Below are 16,164 nucleotides of genomic sequence, written 5' to 3' on the forward strand. Positions count from 1 at the left end.
CATCTAATAATATGCCGGCGGTTTCCATCGCGGCTAGTACTGGAATTAGATCAACCTCTAAACGGAGAATATCTTCTAATTTACTTTGTGCTACTCGCGGCAACAATGTTTCGTATAATTTCCAGGTGTAGTCGGCATCTTCGGCTGCATAAAAAGTCAGTTTCTCGATGGGTGTGTTGGTGATGGGGTTTTCTAAACTACTATAGGGCATCATTTCATAACCAAATTCAGCAAAGGCTAAAGCATCTAAACCGTGTCCCCGACTGCCCGGATTTAAGATATATGAAGCCAACATGGTATCGCACACTATTGGTTGGACGGTAATATTATGAGTATCCTGTAAAACTTTGTAATCAAATTTAATATTGTGGCCAATTTTACCGATCGATTTATTTTGTAATATGTCTCGAAATTCTTCTACTAATTTTCCTAAAATAAAATAGGCTTCACCAGGAGCTAAAGCCATACTAAAACCAACTAGCTCACACAGTAACGGATCCAAACTGGTAGTTTCGGTATCCAGCGCAAACACTGAAACCTGATTTAGTTTCTGGATTAAATTTTTCGCTTTATCAGTTGTATCTATTAAATTATACGTACTAGGTTGTGGTTGTGGCTGATCCTGGCTCTCAACAACATTGTCTGGTAAATTTCTCAGCAATGATTTAAATTCATATTTTTGAATAAGTGCAATGACTTGATTACGATCGTACGGTTTGATAATAATATCAGCCAGAGTTACCGTAATGGGAACAAATAAATCGATCGTAGCTAGTTGTTTGGATAATATAGCCGAAGCTTTTCCGGTCGTTAATTTTTCGCGCAATGATCCAGTCTGATTATTAGTATGTTGTAAAACATTTTCTACGGTCTGGTATTGTAATAATAATTTAGTCGCTGTTACTTCGCCTATCCCCTTGATGCCAGGAATGTTATCGGCGGTATCACCGCGCAGGGCTTTGTAATCAATTACTTGCTCGGGGGTAAGACCATTTAATTTATGTTTCACTTCCGCTCGATCGTACACTACGGTATCACTCACGCCTTTACGCATGGCATAAACAAAAGTATGATCATTCACTAACTGTAGTGCATCCATATCCCCAGTTACAATATAGGTATCAACCGTGTCTGACATCTGGTGAGCAATGGTGCCAATTATATCATCGGCTTCAAACCCAGATTGCGAGTAAGTGGTAAAATGAAATGCTTCCACCACTTCTTTTACTAATGGTATCTGATTGTACAGTTCTGGAGGTTGAGTTTTACGCGTGGCTTTATAGGCTGCATATTGTTTATGTCTAAAGGTTGGACCAGGCGCATCAAACACCACTGCTACATGGGTTGGTTTTAAATCGCGTAACACTTTAAACAGAATGTTAAAAAAACCATAGACAGCATTAACCACCATACCATCTTTGGTAGTGAGGGGTGGTAAAGCATGAAATGCCCGATGAATAATAGCGTGGGCATCAATAATAACCAATTTATCTTTCATGCTAGCAGTATAGCATGAAGCGTCTGAACCTGTTATAATTTTATTGTTATGTTTCAACAAAAAAAGAGCACCCAATTACAAAATACCGCCCGGTTTGGCAAAATTGATGCTCCGGCTGCTTCAGAAGATACTCTGGAACAATTTCATAATTTGTATAACTCTTCCACTGAAGGAGCCGAACAGATACATGCTCTAGTATTAGGTGCCACTCCAGAATTACGCGACATTGTTTTATCTTATGGCCATAAACTCACCACTGTAGAACGCGATGAGAAAGCTCTTAAAGACAAAACCGCCCAAATGCATTATGCTCATCATCCGAATGAAGAAATAATTATCTCCGATTGGTTATCGGTACACTTTGATCCGGCCACCTTCGATGTGATTCTGGGTGATGGTGTACTGACCGCTCTACCACAAACTGATCAACAGTTACTTCTAGATCATTTACATCACTGGTTAAAACCAACCGGCAGTTTAATTATTCGGGAAGGGGCAGTTTTACACCAACGACCGCGTTACGCTCCGAGTGTGCATATTCACGAGTATCGCACCGGTGAATACAACTTGTTCGATTTATTTTTTGGCTTACGGTTATACAATCAAAATTTTAAAGCCATTGATACAGCCACAAGAAAAACTTACTTAAGTAGTTTTAATGATAAAATTAAAGAGTATTTTGATTCGGGCTTACTGTCTGAGGAAGAATACCACCGGTTGCTGCAGATTGGAGCGGAATTGGAACACACTTTATTGCGGAAGGAAGATTTGGAGGGTTTGTTGAAACAGTTGTTTTATCCAAAGTATGTTGGTCATGACATTGGCTCTGGTCATCTGAGCCCATGGTATTTCTTTTTGAGTCAACCCACGGGAAATGTTGTTTTACCCAAACACTTACCCGCGCCACGTACCAGTTACGTAACCGACTTTTTAGCCAAGGCCAACGCCACAGCTGAATAATACTGATCAAACCTAGGGCAGCCCCACCTAGCCACCACAACCAAGTGGTAGATTGGGTTTGAACCGGTGCCGGTGGTGAAATCACAGTATCTGTGGCCGCTTGGGCGGTTGGCACAATGGGCATATTTAAAGCTGTCACCGCTCCGACACTACTATTTACTATCACATCCGCACTCGACCGTGGCCAAAGTTGCGTGGCCGTGTCTGTGACTACTACCACGCCAAGTACAGTATAGTTTTGTCCCACAGTAAAACCACTCGTACTAATACCAGTATTTCTTTTTACATACACCGTACCGGTATCTAAAGTTATCGTACTGCCGGATTTAGCCGTAACGGTGCCCGTTAAACTTACCAGAGTGCCAGCTAAAGTATTATCTAAAGTAGTCACCAGTTTCGGTGTGATACTATCAAGATGACTCGTCACGGTAATATCAACACTAGTATTAGTATTGATTTTAGCTTCACCAGCACTGCTAGAAGTGGTTCCGGTAATACTAACTACATCACCAATAGTTAAAGTAGGAAAACTTTTACTGCTGGAATAGATTTGGATACCGGCCGTATCATCCTGCACATAAAAGTAATTACTACTATAAGTTTCCGGTAAAACCTCTACTGTGCCAGAAAATGTGACAGACTCACCAGACGCTAATTGTTTAATATCACTGATCGTTTGTGCTGGTGGAGGAGTATCCGTGGTTGTGTCTGTGTTTGTATCATCGGTAGTTGGTTCAGCCGGAAAACTATTGGCTGTGCCAGGGGTGGGTGTCGTGCTCCATTGCCAGGCCGTACCATCTAAAGCATAACTTGAACCACTAGTGGCAGTACTGTAAGTGACACTGGCTATGTCCGTATCGGCTGGGTCTTTTAAGGTAATCGTTTCGCCGGAATTGTTTAAGGAAATTTTACTGTCTGTAATTGGAATTACTTTATACTCACCTGAGTGAATGACACTATCTTCCGGAAAAGTATAATCATTACTGCTGTCAGTTAATGTCCAACCGTATAAATCTATACTATCACCGGTATTCCATAATTCAATCCATTCATCGGTGGTATCCGACCCGTCTGGGTCAGGCAACAATTCGGATAATATGACATCTTCAGAATAGTCATAATTTGGCTCAACTGGAGAAGTTTGATCAGTGGTTGTATCTGAAGAATTATCAGTGGTGTTGGTAGTAACACTGGGAAATAGATTGATGGTAAAAGGGGTGGGTTGTGTTGTCCAAGCCCAGTCACCAGAAGCTTGCAAAGCATAGCTAGTATCATCACTAGCTGTATCACTATAAGTAATAGTCTCAATCGACTTACCGTCCGGTTTCAGCAACGTCAAACTGTCGCCAGAATTATTTAAAGAAATGTGAGTATCAGATCGATACCAAGTAAAATAACGTTTGGCACCAATCGTACCACTTAATGTATAGCTGGTACCGGCCGCATCGTTGATTTTCCAACCAGTGACATCAACTGGCTCCGCACCACTATTGTACAACTCAATAAACTCATCGGCTGATTCTGTGGTCGATGGGTTTGGTAACACCTCTGAAATGTGAATAAATTTACTATACGGCCCCACTGGAACCGTTTCACAGACAGCCTGTGTACTAACTGGTATGAACATGGCACAGACGAATCCAACTAATAAGTAGGATAACACCTGTTTAGATGTGTGTTTAAACATAAAACGCGACCCCAAACTTAGGCCGCGCTCTTTGTAATTACACCTTAAAGCATTTTTTTATTCTTGTCAATAGCGAATTACGGATTCATCACTACACCACCCGTGGAATACTCCACATTCAAATCGTAATAATCCGCCGGTGTACTGCCAATGGGTGTATAGGTTAAACCGGTCAAATCTACTGTGAGATTCAATTCAGTAATATTATCCGGGTATGAACCATGCGCGGTATAATAATCTTTTAAAGATTTCACCACTTGATTAGACCGATCGCGCAAACCGGCATCTACTTCTGATAGAGGGACATCATTGGTTTCGATTGGTGTTACTACGGTATTAGTATTTTCATTGCTGGCTATAACTGGTGCCTGGTATAATTCTTCTTCAGTGAAACCGTGCTCTAATAAAATCACCTTCCCTGCTTCATTTGTTTGAATAGATACTTGTGCACCAGTGGAACAACCGCAGGCCGCGCAAGAGATGAATCCAGTAGTAGGAGGATTTACTTCTACGGCCATGACCGTCACCTGTAGACTGGTTTGATAATACTCGGTAATAGCTGTTTCAGTTAAAGTATCCCCCCATGGCGTTTTATTACATTGCGTGGGGTAGTAGTTTAACCAATAAGTTGTGGTATTGGTATTATTAGTAGAGTTAGTTGTACCGCTCGGTGAGATGGTAGTACAACCAGTCACCAAGAGTAGAGCCAAACAAACTGGGAGAAAATATTTCATAATAATAAGTATAGCACATTGACAAGCCGGTTTGAATTGGTTAGCGTAGTGAGGCTTGGCCGACGTGGCGGAATTGGTATACGCGCATGGCTTAGGACCATGTTCCTTTACCGGATTGAGGGTTCGAGTCCCTCCGTCGGCACATACAGTCACTTAATCGAAGTTAACCCCGCGGAAGAAAAAATCAATCATCGACAAATTGTCGACAGTTGGAAGCGTAAAGAAGATGAAATTCAGTTGTTTACAAATTGTAAATAACTGAACTTAAGGGTGGGTTCAAATTGAACACCCCCTTTTGATTAATACCGTCGGAGGAAAGTACGAGTTAAGGATGAAGACAAGGTTCAGTTGTCGACAATTTGTCGACAACTGAAAATAGAGTCTGCTGATGGTAAAAGTATGAAACGGATTGTTCCAATTCCAATACTGAAGGAATTTTTTGTATAATACGACATCAGCTCAAAAATAATTACTAATTATCAATGAGAGCCTTCCAATCTGCTACAAATTTTTCTATACCTTGATCGGTCAAAACATGTTGATAATTATACTCAGTCCATGGATGGTTCAAATCAATTCCAGCATAGGGAATGTTTTTTAATGATCCAGCATTATAAATATATTCTTTCCCTGGCACGGGTTTACCCATTTTTTCCCATGCAACCAATATTTTTAATGGGGCAGTGATAATATCTGCACCTAAAGCTAGTGAATAAAGAAAATGGTTAATAGTTCTCACACTGGCTGATAATACTTGCACGTGTTTATCACCAGTTTTAAAATTCTTAAGAATATTTTTAATTAGTGTCATACCATTTTCACCACGATCATCCAGTCGTCCGACAAAAGGAGAAATAAATACATTCCCCGCTTTAGCTCCACGTGTAGCCGCGTACACCGCGGCCGCTTGTTCTTCGGTAAAACACAGCGTCATATTAACTCTCATGTTAGCTTTAACTGACATCTCAGCCGCTGCTAAACCGGCTTGGATAATCGGATATTTGACATGTGCATTTGGAATCCAGCCAAACATCTCTTGTCCTTGAACAAACATTTTTTCAGCTGATGTTATTTTATCCGCGTATACTTCGATTGAAACTGAACCTTCAGGTATAAGGTGTGAAATTTCTCTAATTATTGATTGGTAACGAGTATATACTTCTTGTTCAGTCAATTTTTTACCACTGGCCAAATATTTTTGTATCTCCGGATTTTTCGCCACCAATGATGGATTGGTCGTCTGTCCATCAAGAAACCCAAGTAAGCGCAGTGCTTCACTAGTCTCTTGTGGATCACCACTGTCTAAAAATATTTTAGTTGTTAGATTATGTGGTTTCACATTAATAAATAAATTTGATATAAAATATTATTTAAGAAAACTAAGAGCGTCATTTACATTTTTTATGACATCATCTCTTTGTTGTATCAATCTCTCTCTTTGATTACCTCTGTAATCATCTAATGACATATACATAGCTTGTGCAGCATCTTGCCAAGTTATATATTCTTGAACTCCACTTGATACGGAAAGTGGAGTTCTTAAACTTTCCTGGTGTTTCTGATTGTTTTTATTAACCCACCTAATCGCTGCTGTGGACACTTCAATATCGCCATTTGGCAATTTTCTCATGGCCGGATTTCCACTGAGAAATTTTTTTATATCAAGGAAGGCTTGCCTCTCTTCAGTCATTGGTACATTTTCTTTCTGTGAAACGCCTGCTTGACTATCGTCAAGTGAAAAAACTGGCTTATCCGGTTCTGGTTCTAATGTTGTTGTTTCCACTGACCCTAAAGTAGGTTCTGGTAGATCTAACGGTGGAAGCTCTATTACACGATTACTAACTACATCTTCATCTAACGCCAAAACCGCTGGTTTATTAGCTTCGTTAGTTTCAATCATTTTTGCAGAACCTGGTTGTCTTTCTGGATTATTCATATGGACATGAAATTAATAAATGTGACAATTACCAACATTTTAACACAAATTTTGGGTATTTGTCAATATTATGAAAATCTGTAGAGACGTGCCGGCGGCACGTCTCTACAGATTTTCGCGTTGTTTCTAATTAATTTGTAATTGAAATCACACCATCTTTACAATACTCCTGAATATTTTTACACACCCGATCAATTAAATCTTGTTTCTCTAAACCCCTGGCTAATTCGGGTTTTAATTTTCGACTAACTAATGGAACCAGAACTAGTTTGAGTGTGTCATCGGTAATACTTCCTGTTACCAGTAAACCTTGCTGCGTTTCTTTGGAAAAAGTTTGATCAAATACGAAATTACCTAGTGAATAAATAACGAGTTTATTATCGATCACTTGGGCATCTTGCACAACATGTGGATGCATACCAATAATTAAATCGGTGCCAGCTTCAAACCAAGTGGTAGCTAACTGTTCCTGTTTGGCTGAATGGGTGGTTTGGTACTCATTGCCCCAATGCGGTATCACTATAACAAAATTTCCAGATTGGTTTTCTTGTTGAATCAAATCAGTTAAACCAGTCAGATCACCATCAAACCCATTCACGGCGATTAAACTAATAGTGATGTCACCCTGCATATATCTTTTTATATACGTATCACTAACACCAGATGGATCCCCCACCCAATCAATTCCGGCATTATCGAGCAACTCGCGCGTGGTCTGCAATCCAGCTTGACCATGATTAGCAGTGTGGTTATTGGCTAAACCAACGGTGGTTAATCGTAAATATTTTAACGCCTCAAGGGCTTGGTTGGAAAATAAAAATGTTAAATCAGCTGGTTGTCGCTCTTGTGTTATAGTTTGATTACTTACTGGGCCTTCTAAATTCGCCCAGGCAATATCAGTTCCCCAAAACACGCGCTCACCAAAATTGGTAAACAAATCTTTAAAATTATTATTCTGAAATTGATAACCAATCTCACGTCCTAACATCATGTCACCGGCCAGGGTGAAGGTAATAATATTAGGTGTTTCTGATATTTTTCCCGCTTGATAATACCCCATGATATGTGAGGTGGTTTCACCATCATTGTCTCCCACTAAACTTCCAGAATTAGTATGATCGGTTAACACAAACTGTTTTACTTTTTGTTGTTTGACCCAGGCTAATAATAAAGCCAAACTGGCTGGAGAATCCACTTCGGTTTTCCAAATATCTGTGTCATCTAATTGTTGTAGATCACGCAAAGTTCTGGTGTCGTGCATATCAGCCACCGCCGCCGGATTATAATGTGACATATCAACGGAGGCAATCAAGCCACAATCATTACATGATTCTACTAATTGTTGTGTTAGAGTTGTTATTTGTTCAGTCGTGACCGTATCTTTCAGTACTAATGGTATTAACTTGGCTTCCGGGAAAGACGTGTGCAAATCAGACAGAATATTTTTAATACCATGTTCGTTATTAAACGTACTGTCCTCTAAAGATACTGCCTGACTGTTTACTAAATTATTTATCACTGTAGTGTCTGGCTGAATTGAATCAGTATCACCAGTTAAGCGCCAGATTCGATCAGTGGTTTGAATACTACCAAAACCAGCCCCAAAATGATTGGGTGATACTAAAATAATAGTATCTGGTTGAGATCGTTCGGCTAAAGTTTTAAGTAGGTTTTGTCTTTGTGTTTTTACGACATCATGATGCGGCAACACAGCCACTAACGGTACAACTGGTTTAACGTCAACATTAACAACCGGTTCAGATTGTGGTGCTACCGTCGCACAACCTGATAACAGGCTGGTACAAAAAATTATTGACCAAGTAAGAGGCCGCCCCATTCTACTAGAGTAAAGCCATTACGTGGGACTGTTGTTAGAATCTGTGGTTGCAAAGTAGTGGTTGGAGTAGTTTGTCCGGCAAAATCTAGAAACACGCGGATAGTTGTATCTGGGCGCGGTGATACTTGCAATGGTGCTAAACGATTCATCTGTGCAGTACTAAACCAACTGAGCCGAACATATGGAGTATTCGGTAAGCGCGACATCCAAAAATCCATAAAGTCTTTAATCTCTTGAGCATTTAAACCTTGTTTGATTAAATCACTTTTTATAGCCACACCTATTTGGTTATGTGGCACAACTCGACCAAAGGTTATTTGCGGATACTCACCAATCCCTTTACCTTCCCAAAATAAATTTGAATAGATTGATCCATCAGCTAAAGTTAACTGCCCATCGGGTTCAGCAGTAACCTGCCAACCGGCATTATAAACCGGTTCACTCTTGGTTACATTAGCGCCAACTTGAACAGTAACGTCGGTAATTTTGGTTGGATAAAGATACACTACCGGTTTACCACACTCAGCATTCGGGCCATACTCAGTATCCATAAACAAAATATAATCACCCATGGCATCTGACCACACTAACAAAGGTGTTGCTGCCACAAAATCATCATAAGATAATAATCTTACAGTACTACCTTCATAATCTCGACCGATTTTGTATGATTCGTAAGCATTACGTAATAAAGAACTTTCACTATCTAAGACTGTATATAAGTTTTCATCATTGTTAGTAACACCAACTACATCCAAAGCTTCCGGAGTTAAATCTACAACATATTGATTTCCTCCTAATACTCCACAACCATTAGCGATCACTCCATTAAGATAAGTCCGTTCGGCAAAATCAGTATTGTCTTTATTCCATTTTGCCGTAATTGAGTTGTCATCATTCAAAAAATCCACCGTGTCGGTATATGACACAATAGAATGATCAGCTAAAACTAATAAGTATTTCTTACCAACTATTTGGCCGTTATCATAGGTTGTGGCAAGATCAACTGGTAAACGATAAACTGTACCAAGATTGGTTTGACCAAATTCAACCAACGCTGCTGCATCATCGGCACTGAGTTCGGTATCAAGCGTATAAGCTCGAGCGTCATAACTATACTGCGAGAGTGCTAAACCATTGACGGTAAAATTATCCGGTGCATCAATTTCTGGATAATATGTTTCTGTATCAATGGTTACACTGGTAGCTAAATAATCAGCTGGCGCATCAACTATGTAACTCTGCGAATGCTGACTTAACAACACATAACTAGCATCACTATTTTTGCGGAAAAGATTCGCGGCATAACCCATCTCTTCACGATACATATAAATAATTGATCCACCATCTGTTAATGTGGCGACTTTAAAATAATGATCATAACCATCACTATTTTTTAGTAAATTCAAATCCTTTAAGACTTCTGGTTGATCCAACCAAGTTACCCCACTAGTGGCCGCCATGCGCACAACCTCATTTGTAGTGACATTTTTATTTGTATTTACGTTTGTGTTAGTTGTTGTATTAGTATTAAGATTTTTGTTGCTATTAACATTAGTTAGTGTTGGATTGGTATTAACGTTGGCGTTCGAAATTGGCGAAACATCATCTGGCTGCACATATTGGCCGGCCATGAAAGCAATTAAAACAAGCACTACTAGGCCAAGCCCAACAGTGATAAAAAGTAATGGTTTTGGAATATTATTCATGGCGACAGTTTACCACACAACCTGACCTTATTCAATACTAATTTTTAACTTATTCAAAACAGTTTGTAATCTTTGTGTCCAAGCGGCATCAGCCAAGGCTTTAGTCGCAAAGGTTAGATTAAGTTCACCGCGACAATCGGCTCCAATATAATCCAGCAATTGTGTTGTACAGTTGGGCAGAGTTTTAGTTTCAGACATCACCCAATTAGCTACAGTTTCACCAAACCGATTTTGCCTAGTAGAGCCTAAAATGATAGAGAGTTTTTTCATGTGAGCATGATAGTAATTTTTTCCCGGGTTTGCTAGAATCCAGCCACAACAGGCCGCGGTGGCGGAATTGGTAGACGCACTAGATTCAGGTTCTAGCGGTAGCAATACCATGAGGGTTCGATTCCCTCTCGCGGCACAACTATTAAATTTTCGGTTTTGGAATATACTGCCTCCTAAAAAAACAAATCAAAAAAAGCGCGATATTGGCCAATGAAATAACTACCAAATATGTTACCGTCAGTAAGTTATACTCTTCTAAAGCCGCTACTATTAAGATGTTGGCTACTAAAAACAAAACCCAAGCAACCAAAGTTTCACTCCACGGTTCCTGATACGATTTTCTAAAACTTGGAATAGATCCAATGACATCAATCGCCGAAACCATTATGACAGAAATCAACGGCTGATCTAATTGCCACTAAACTAAAATCGCACATAAAGAAATAACCAACATCATTACGTCACTTTTAGTGATGTTTTTTGTGCCGTATTTCAATGAGAATAAAAAAACAGCAATAATAAAAAATGTTCCAATGGTTAAACTAAGTGCTCCCCAACCTCCTCCACCATACCAAATCCCCAAAGTCGCCGTTCCTTGGGTGATGGCCCATATTAGCCAGGTGTACACATGGGGTTTTGTTTTTAAAGAAAAAACATCTCTCAAATATACAAAGTATGCTACTATACTTACCGCTGTAGCCATTAGGGTTAAAATTATTTTTACAGACATATTGTTAGTCAGTTATACCATAATATAATAAATTTATGCTAATAATAATTTTAGTTGGATTCTTTATTGGAGCATTAATCGGCATGACCAGCATGGGCGGAGGCGCCATGATGACACCGATTCTAATAATTTTTTTACATATTGAACCGGCAATTGCAATTGGGTCTGACATTATCTATGGAGCGATTACTAAATCGGTTGGTACTTGGCAGCATTTGCGCCAAAAAACGGTGGATTTAAAATTAGTCAAACATTTAGCTTATGGATCTGTGCCTGGTTCCATTATTGGTGCACTAAGTAGTGATTGGCTAAGACACGCCGTCACCAACTCTGATGAGTATTTAAAACTTTTTCTCGGTCTGGCAATTTGTTTTTCAGCCTCGATCTTAACGATCAGTTTATTTTTCGATGTCCGTCATCTTAAAACTCGCTTACATAATATTTTACAGGTGGAAAAATTCCAACTCCCATATACTATACTGGCCGGTTTTTTGGGTGGAACACTAGTTGGTCTGACTTCCGTTGGAGCTGGCAGCATCATGTTGGTGCTCATGTTGATTATTTATAATACAAGTACGCGCAAACTGGTCGGCAGTGATATTGCTCATGCCACAGTTTTGCTCTTTACCTCTGGTATCGTGCACCTTTTTGCTGGTAATGTTGATTGGTTGCTTGTGCTAGGTTTACTAATTGGTTCAATTCCTGGTGTATTAATTGGTTCACGTTTGGCTCACTTTGTCCCACTTCGTTATTTAAAAATTGTACTAGTGTTAGTGCTAACGTTCCTAGGTGGCCAACTGGTGTATAGATTTTTTTAACTGCATTTATTCTTAATATACTATATAATTCAACTGGAAAGTACCTTAAAAGATGTGGCTTTGTTGTGGGGTGAATTAGCGACGCGGATTTATACTCCCTGTTACATTAGTTTTGAAACAGCCTTAACTCGAGCTGGAATAAACTTTCAATATTGCTGAAGGTATTGCTACTGCTACGAAAGAACGGGCATTTTTGGATCGGATTTATGTCAGTAAAGATTATCATTTTGATAATTTACAGGCCTTAGATTGGAATAAGGTATTTGAAATATTGCCGATTTATTATAATAAGCGCTTAGAAAAAAAAGTGGACGTGTATTTTAAACAACATAAAACTATTTTGCTACAAATCTTACAGGATATACTCAGTTGATTTGGATTTTGATCTCTTGGATGACAATAAAGAGAATATGGTACTTGAAACCGCTCAAAAAGATTGGGCGCGAGTGAAACTCAAAAATGAAGTAATTTTTTTATTGAAAATGAAACTAGATAGTTTAAATAAAGCCACAAGAAACTTATAACACAAACCGATAATAATATTGGACAAGACTATGGCTATCAATAAAAGATATAAGATGATATAATAACGGTAATCTCGAGGATAAAAAATAATAATTAAGTAAAGATATTATGAAAAAAAAGTTAATTTCAGTAATGCTAGCTGGACTGGTTGCAGCAATTAGTTTATTCTCCACCGCAAAAACCACGTATGCAGCCACGGCTAGTGTAGTTAGTGTCACTCCAGCCGTTGTCGATATATCTGCTTCGATGACTGGATTACCAGATGGTGTCGAAGGGTTTCTTTTTATACCAACCGTAACCACAGAAGGCACAACGTATACGGCAGTTTTTTCTGTCAGTGAAGAGCCTCTCACTGTTGTCACAGTAGGTGGCCAAATAGTAGATAACTGGACATACGATGCTGCCACTCAACAAGTTACTGTCGTTATGACCTATTCTGGTCAAATTATGGATCCAACTGGAATATTACAAGATGCTATGTCAGTGGGAATATCATTCTCATCCGGAGCTGATGGCATTCCAGCGGAAGCGAGTGGCGTGTGGATGTCAACCAATCTTTTAAACTGGATGATCGTTCCGCCTACGCAAGATAACCCACAATTTGGTTTTGAATTAAGTGGGCCAGAAGGCTACAATGGTTATTTCCAAATGTTCTTACCGGATAGTTTAATTGCCTTACTATCTCAACTGCAAGGAAAAACTCTCACCGCCGATGATTTAGCGGTCTTCATTGATAATAGTCAGGCCTCAGTGGATGTTTCAACTGTAACTGGCGGTGTTTTAATTGATATCAATATCACCTTCGACTCTGGTAATACCAGTATTAGTCCAGCTTCAACACAAACTGTTACCAAGAGTGTGTCCACCGGCTCTAAATTACCGATTAGTTTATCTGCCAAAAAGGCTTCAGTTAGTAAAGGAGTTTCGGCCAAATTATATGGTTGGATTAAAAGTGGTTTAGCCGGTAAAACCGTGACGGTGTGGGAGAAAAAAACTGGCGCCAGTACTTTCACAAAAATGGCCACAGTTACAACTAAAGCCGATGGCTATTACAGCTATTCCTATAAAGCCAAAAAATCTTCAACTTGGAAAGCTAAGTGGAAAAAAACAACAACTAGCAAAGCTAAAGTTAGTCCCAATGTGAGTGTCACAGTAAATTAACAAATAAAAAAATAAAATATTAAAACAGGTAGAGACATGCCATGGCATGTCTCTACCTGTTTTTACGTCTCTATTGTTAATAATGTTTCATCTCCACTTTGGCAATCTAATTTCTCTGGCTTTTTCTTTATTGGTTTCTGCACGATATTGTTCATAATATTCTGGATTATTATCTTGAAAATTCTCCAACACAATTTTAAGGTAACCTACACTTCTTTCACGTATAAACTCAGCCGATGGTTGTGCTAGAACTCTAATAAGAGCTGCACCATCAAGCCCCAAATCATGCTCTGCTGCAATAAATGCATTCTGATTAGACACATCACTATAAACATAATAACCCAAATTTGTTGTTGGCATATCATCAGGCCAAAGTTTTGGCATACTCCCAACAAATTCCGTTGCCCAACTGGTTGGATCAGTCTTGGCATTATCAATTTGTTTTAATGTATAGGTGTAGTCATTTTTGAAAGCATCATAATTTTCATAATTATCGTTCCCCCAATAAGCCGGATCGCCCTCTTCCGCATTAACAGTTGTATTTTCTACCGAATGATTCACAATGCTGTCTTGGATTTGAAAAAGCCGAGAATATTCATAGGGAACATCCTGATACGTAATGATAGCATCCATATCTGGTTCAACATTGGTCGACTCTATTATTTCTTGAATTTCTTTACTATGTTCACTGTTTTCTGGATCCTCTAAATGCGCCACCTCATGCATAAACATGGATAAAGCTCCAAATTCATTTCCACCATTATAAGCCGCTTCGGTTAAAAGAATATATTGCTGATTTTCATTATCTGCCATGTGAGCATAGGCAGTTAGATCGGATCTCTGTGCAGAGGCTTGTGCCATTGCCTCATCTGAAATAATATAAACCTGGCCATTATCAAGCAGCTCAATCCCACGATCAATAGCCGTTTGCAAAGTAGGGTTATCGCATAAAACAAAATCTTTATCACTCTCAGCAACAGTATCACCTAATAAATCAAGGTTGTCTTCTGCTCCTTCCAATAATGCCTTATGATGAGCCACTTGATCAGCATTTAAAGGTTCGGCTTCTTTCGGCATACAGCCAGCCGCTACTAAAATAGCAAAACCACAAGCTGTATTATTTATTGACATATATAATAATTACACTATTTTTTTAGAAATATCAAGCCTTCACTCCAATTGCCTCACTCACACTTTTATAACCACCTTGTTTTAATAATTTTGTTAGACCGCGATTAATCACCCCAATTTGTTGTGGACCCATATACACCATACCAGTAATAAGTTGTACTAATGAGGCTCCGTAGAGAATTTTTTTGTAGGCATCTTCAGCGGTAAACACACCGCCCACGCCAATTAAAATAAAGCGCTCATGATATTTTTTATAGGCCAACCGTAACAGGTTATTTGATGCTTCTTCAACTGGTTTACCACTAAAATTTCCCTGCCCAGCTCGCTTTATCTCTTCAGGATCAAAGGCCGGATTAGAGCGATCTTTAACCAAATTAGAAAAGATTAAACCTTTAATAAATGAGAACTTATTTGCTACTGCCATTAAGTTTATTATTTCGGTTTCAGTTTTTTCGGTTGGCATTTTAATAAATACCGGCCGATCTAGGTGTAATGTTTCAAGACATTCAAGGACTTGTTTTAAACCGGTGGGTGAACTAAGTTGATCTTTAAGATTTTGTAAATTTAGCAAATTTGGACAGCTAATATTCAGCTCATAATAATCAAACTGGCGAAACTTTTCCGCCTCATAAAAACCAACTAAAATATTCTCAATCATACCAGCAAAGTTAGGATAGACTTTATTGGTGGCACCAATACTAACGCCGCGCATGGCTTCATGCGTGTGTGCACTCATGTGTGACAACACTGTACTGATACCAGCATTTTTGAAACCTTTATTTACCAGTAACGATTTTGATTTTGGCAATCGCCCCAACATGGGTGCAGGATTACCTTGATATGATTCATGTGTCACTGTGCCAACGGTGTTAAAACCAAAACCAAGACTGGGTAAAATATCTACCAAATCGGCATTGTAATCAAACCCGGCTGACAAACCAATGGGATTTTTAAAATCTAAACCACAGATAGTTTGTTCTAAAATAATATTATCGTAGCGCCAGATTTTTCTAAGGAGATTTTTGCTAAAACCAGACTGTCCCAGTTTCTTTCCTACACGCAAAAACAATTCATGCACAGAATCTGCTGGAAATAAAAACAAGAACCGTTTTATGATGTTTCTATAGATATAACCCATGAGATAATCAATATAACTCATGTATCTTTC

General features: G+C 39.0%; 14 protein-coding genes, 2 tRNA genes and 1 pseudogene. 6 read left to right on the plus strand and 11 right to left on the minus strand.

What is annotated here, in order from left to right:
• Window positions 1–1,498 (minus strand): 5'-3' exonuclease H3TH domain-containing protein (locus tag WCV88_05920; protein ID MFA6475697.1); only part of this gene is annotated, 1,498 nt, incomplete at its 3' end.
• 48 nt (window positions 1,499–1,546) lie between these two features.
• On the opposite strand from WCV88_05920, the gene WCV88_05925 reads away from it, so the two are divergent.
• Window positions 1,547–2,458 carry a class I SAM-dependent methyltransferase gene (locus WCV88_05925; GenBank protein MFA6475698.1) on the plus strand — a complete coding sequence of 304 codons (912 nt, stop codon included), beginning with the start codon at window positions 1,547–1,549 and terminating at the stop codon, window positions 2,456–2,458.
• A gap of 841 nt (window positions 2,459–3,299) precedes the next feature.
• Here the strand turns inward: WCV88_05925 and WCV88_05930 are convergent.
• Together WCV88_05930 and WCV88_05935 are read right to left on the minus strand one after the other, a co-directional pair.
• A pseudogene (locus WCV88_05930) lies at window positions 3,300–4,145 on the minus strand (lamin tail domain-containing protein).
• A gap of 77 nt (window positions 4,146–4,222) precedes the next feature.
• A complete protein-coding gene (locus WCV88_05935) occupies window positions 4,223–4,879 on the minus strand; it encodes a hypothetical protein (GenBank protein MFA6475699.1) in 657 nt (218 codons plus the stop codon).
• Between the two features lie 58 nt (window positions 4,880–4,937).
• Here WCV88_05935 and WCV88_05940 point away from each other — a divergent pair.
• Window positions 4,938–5,021, plus strand: a tRNA-Leu gene (locus WCV88_05940).
• A gap of 330 nt (window positions 5,022–5,351) precedes the next feature.
• On the opposite strand, the gene WCV88_05945 is transcribed toward WCV88_05940, so the two are convergent.
• The 5 genes from WCV88_05945 to WCV88_05965 form a co-directional block, all read right to left on the minus strand.
• A complete protein-coding gene (locus WCV88_05945) occupies window positions 5,352–6,218 on the minus strand; it encodes a transaldolase family protein (GenBank protein MFA6475700.1) in 867 nt (288 codons plus the stop codon).
• Between the two features lie 27 nt (window positions 6,219–6,245).
• Window positions 6,246–6,815 carry a hypothetical protein gene (locus WCV88_05950; GenBank protein MFA6475701.1) on the minus strand — a complete coding sequence of 190 codons (570 nt, stop codon included), beginning with the start codon at window positions 6,813–6,815 and terminating at the stop codon, window positions 6,246–6,248.
• A gap of 130 nt (window positions 6,816–6,945) precedes the next feature.
• The gene (gene amrB, locus WCV88_05955) at window positions 6,946–8,652 is read right to left on the minus strand and encodes an AmmeMemoRadiSam system protein B (GenBank protein MFA6475702.1); all 1,707 of its coding nucleotides are present in this window, start codon (window positions 8,650–8,652) and stop codon (window positions 6,946–6,948) included.
• On the minus strand, window positions 8,625–10,361 hold the full coding sequence (locus WCV88_05960) for a hypothetical protein (protein ID MFA6475703.1): 1,737 nt from the start codon (window positions 10,359–10,361) through the stop codon (window positions 8,625–8,627). Before WCV88_05960 ends, amrB begins: the two co-directional genes overlap by 28 nt.
• A gap of 27 nt (window positions 10,362–10,388) precedes the next feature.
• A complete protein-coding gene (locus tag WCV88_05965; protein MFA6475704.1) occupies window positions 10,389–10,631 on the minus strand; it encodes a hypothetical protein in 243 nt (80 codons plus the stop codon).
• 52 nt (window positions 10,632–10,683) lie between these two features.
• Here WCV88_05965 and WCV88_05970 point away from each other — a divergent pair.
• A tRNA-Leu gene (locus WCV88_05970) sits at window positions 10,684–10,767 on the plus strand.
• 282 nt (window positions 10,768–11,049) lie between these two features.
• Here WCV88_05970 and WCV88_05975 read toward each other — a convergent pair.
• Window positions 11,050–11,361 carry a hypothetical protein gene (locus WCV88_05975; GenBank protein ID MFA6475705.1) on the minus strand — a complete coding sequence of 104 codons (312 nt, stop codon included), beginning with the start codon at window positions 11,359–11,361 and terminating at the stop codon, window positions 11,050–11,052.
• A 35-nt stretch (window positions 11,362–11,396) separates the two neighbouring features.
• Here WCV88_05975 and WCV88_05980 point away from each other — a divergent pair, with 35 nt between their 5' ends.
• From WCV88_05980 to WCV88_05990, 3 genes are all read left to right on the plus strand, one after another.
• Entirely contained in the window at window positions 11,397–12,179 is a 783-nt protein-coding gene (locus WCV88_05980) for a sulfite exporter TauE/SafE family protein (GenBank protein ID MFA6475706.1), read from the plus strand.
• A 193-nt stretch (window positions 12,180–12,372) separates the two neighbouring features.
• Complete coding sequence (locus WCV88_05985) at window positions 12,373–12,552, plus strand: hypothetical protein (protein MFA6475707.1); 180 nt, start codon at window positions 12,373–12,375, stop codon at window positions 12,550–12,552.
• Between the two features lie 260 nt (window positions 12,553–12,812).
• Window positions 12,813–13,865 carry a hypothetical protein gene (locus tag WCV88_05990; GenBank protein ID MFA6475708.1) on the plus strand — a complete coding sequence of 351 codons (1,053 nt, stop codon included), beginning with the start codon at window positions 12,813–12,815 and terminating at the stop codon, window positions 13,863–13,865.
• 87 nt (window positions 13,866–13,952) lie between these two features.
• Here the strand turns inward: WCV88_05990 and WCV88_05995 are convergent, their stop codons facing one another.
• Together WCV88_05995 and pyrD are read right to left on the minus strand one after the other, a co-directional pair.
• The gene (locus WCV88_05995) at window positions 13,953–14,996 is read right to left on the minus strand and encodes a hypothetical protein (GenBank protein ID MFA6475709.1); all 1,044 of its coding nucleotides are present in this window, start codon (window positions 14,994–14,996) and stop codon (window positions 13,953–13,955) included.
• 31 nt (window positions 14,997–15,027) lie between these two features.
• Complete coding sequence (gene pyrD, locus WCV88_06000) at window positions 15,028–16,155, minus strand: dihydroorotate dehydrogenase (quinone) (protein MFA6475710.1); 1,128 nt, start codon at window positions 16,153–16,155, stop codon at window positions 15,028–15,030.
• Between the last annotated feature and the right edge of the window lie 9 nt (window positions 16,156–16,164).

The organism is Patescibacteria group bacterium (assembly GCA_041665365.1).
Taxonomy (GTDB): domain Bacteria; phylum Patescibacteriota; class Patescibacteriia; order UBA9570; family UBA9570; genus UBA9570.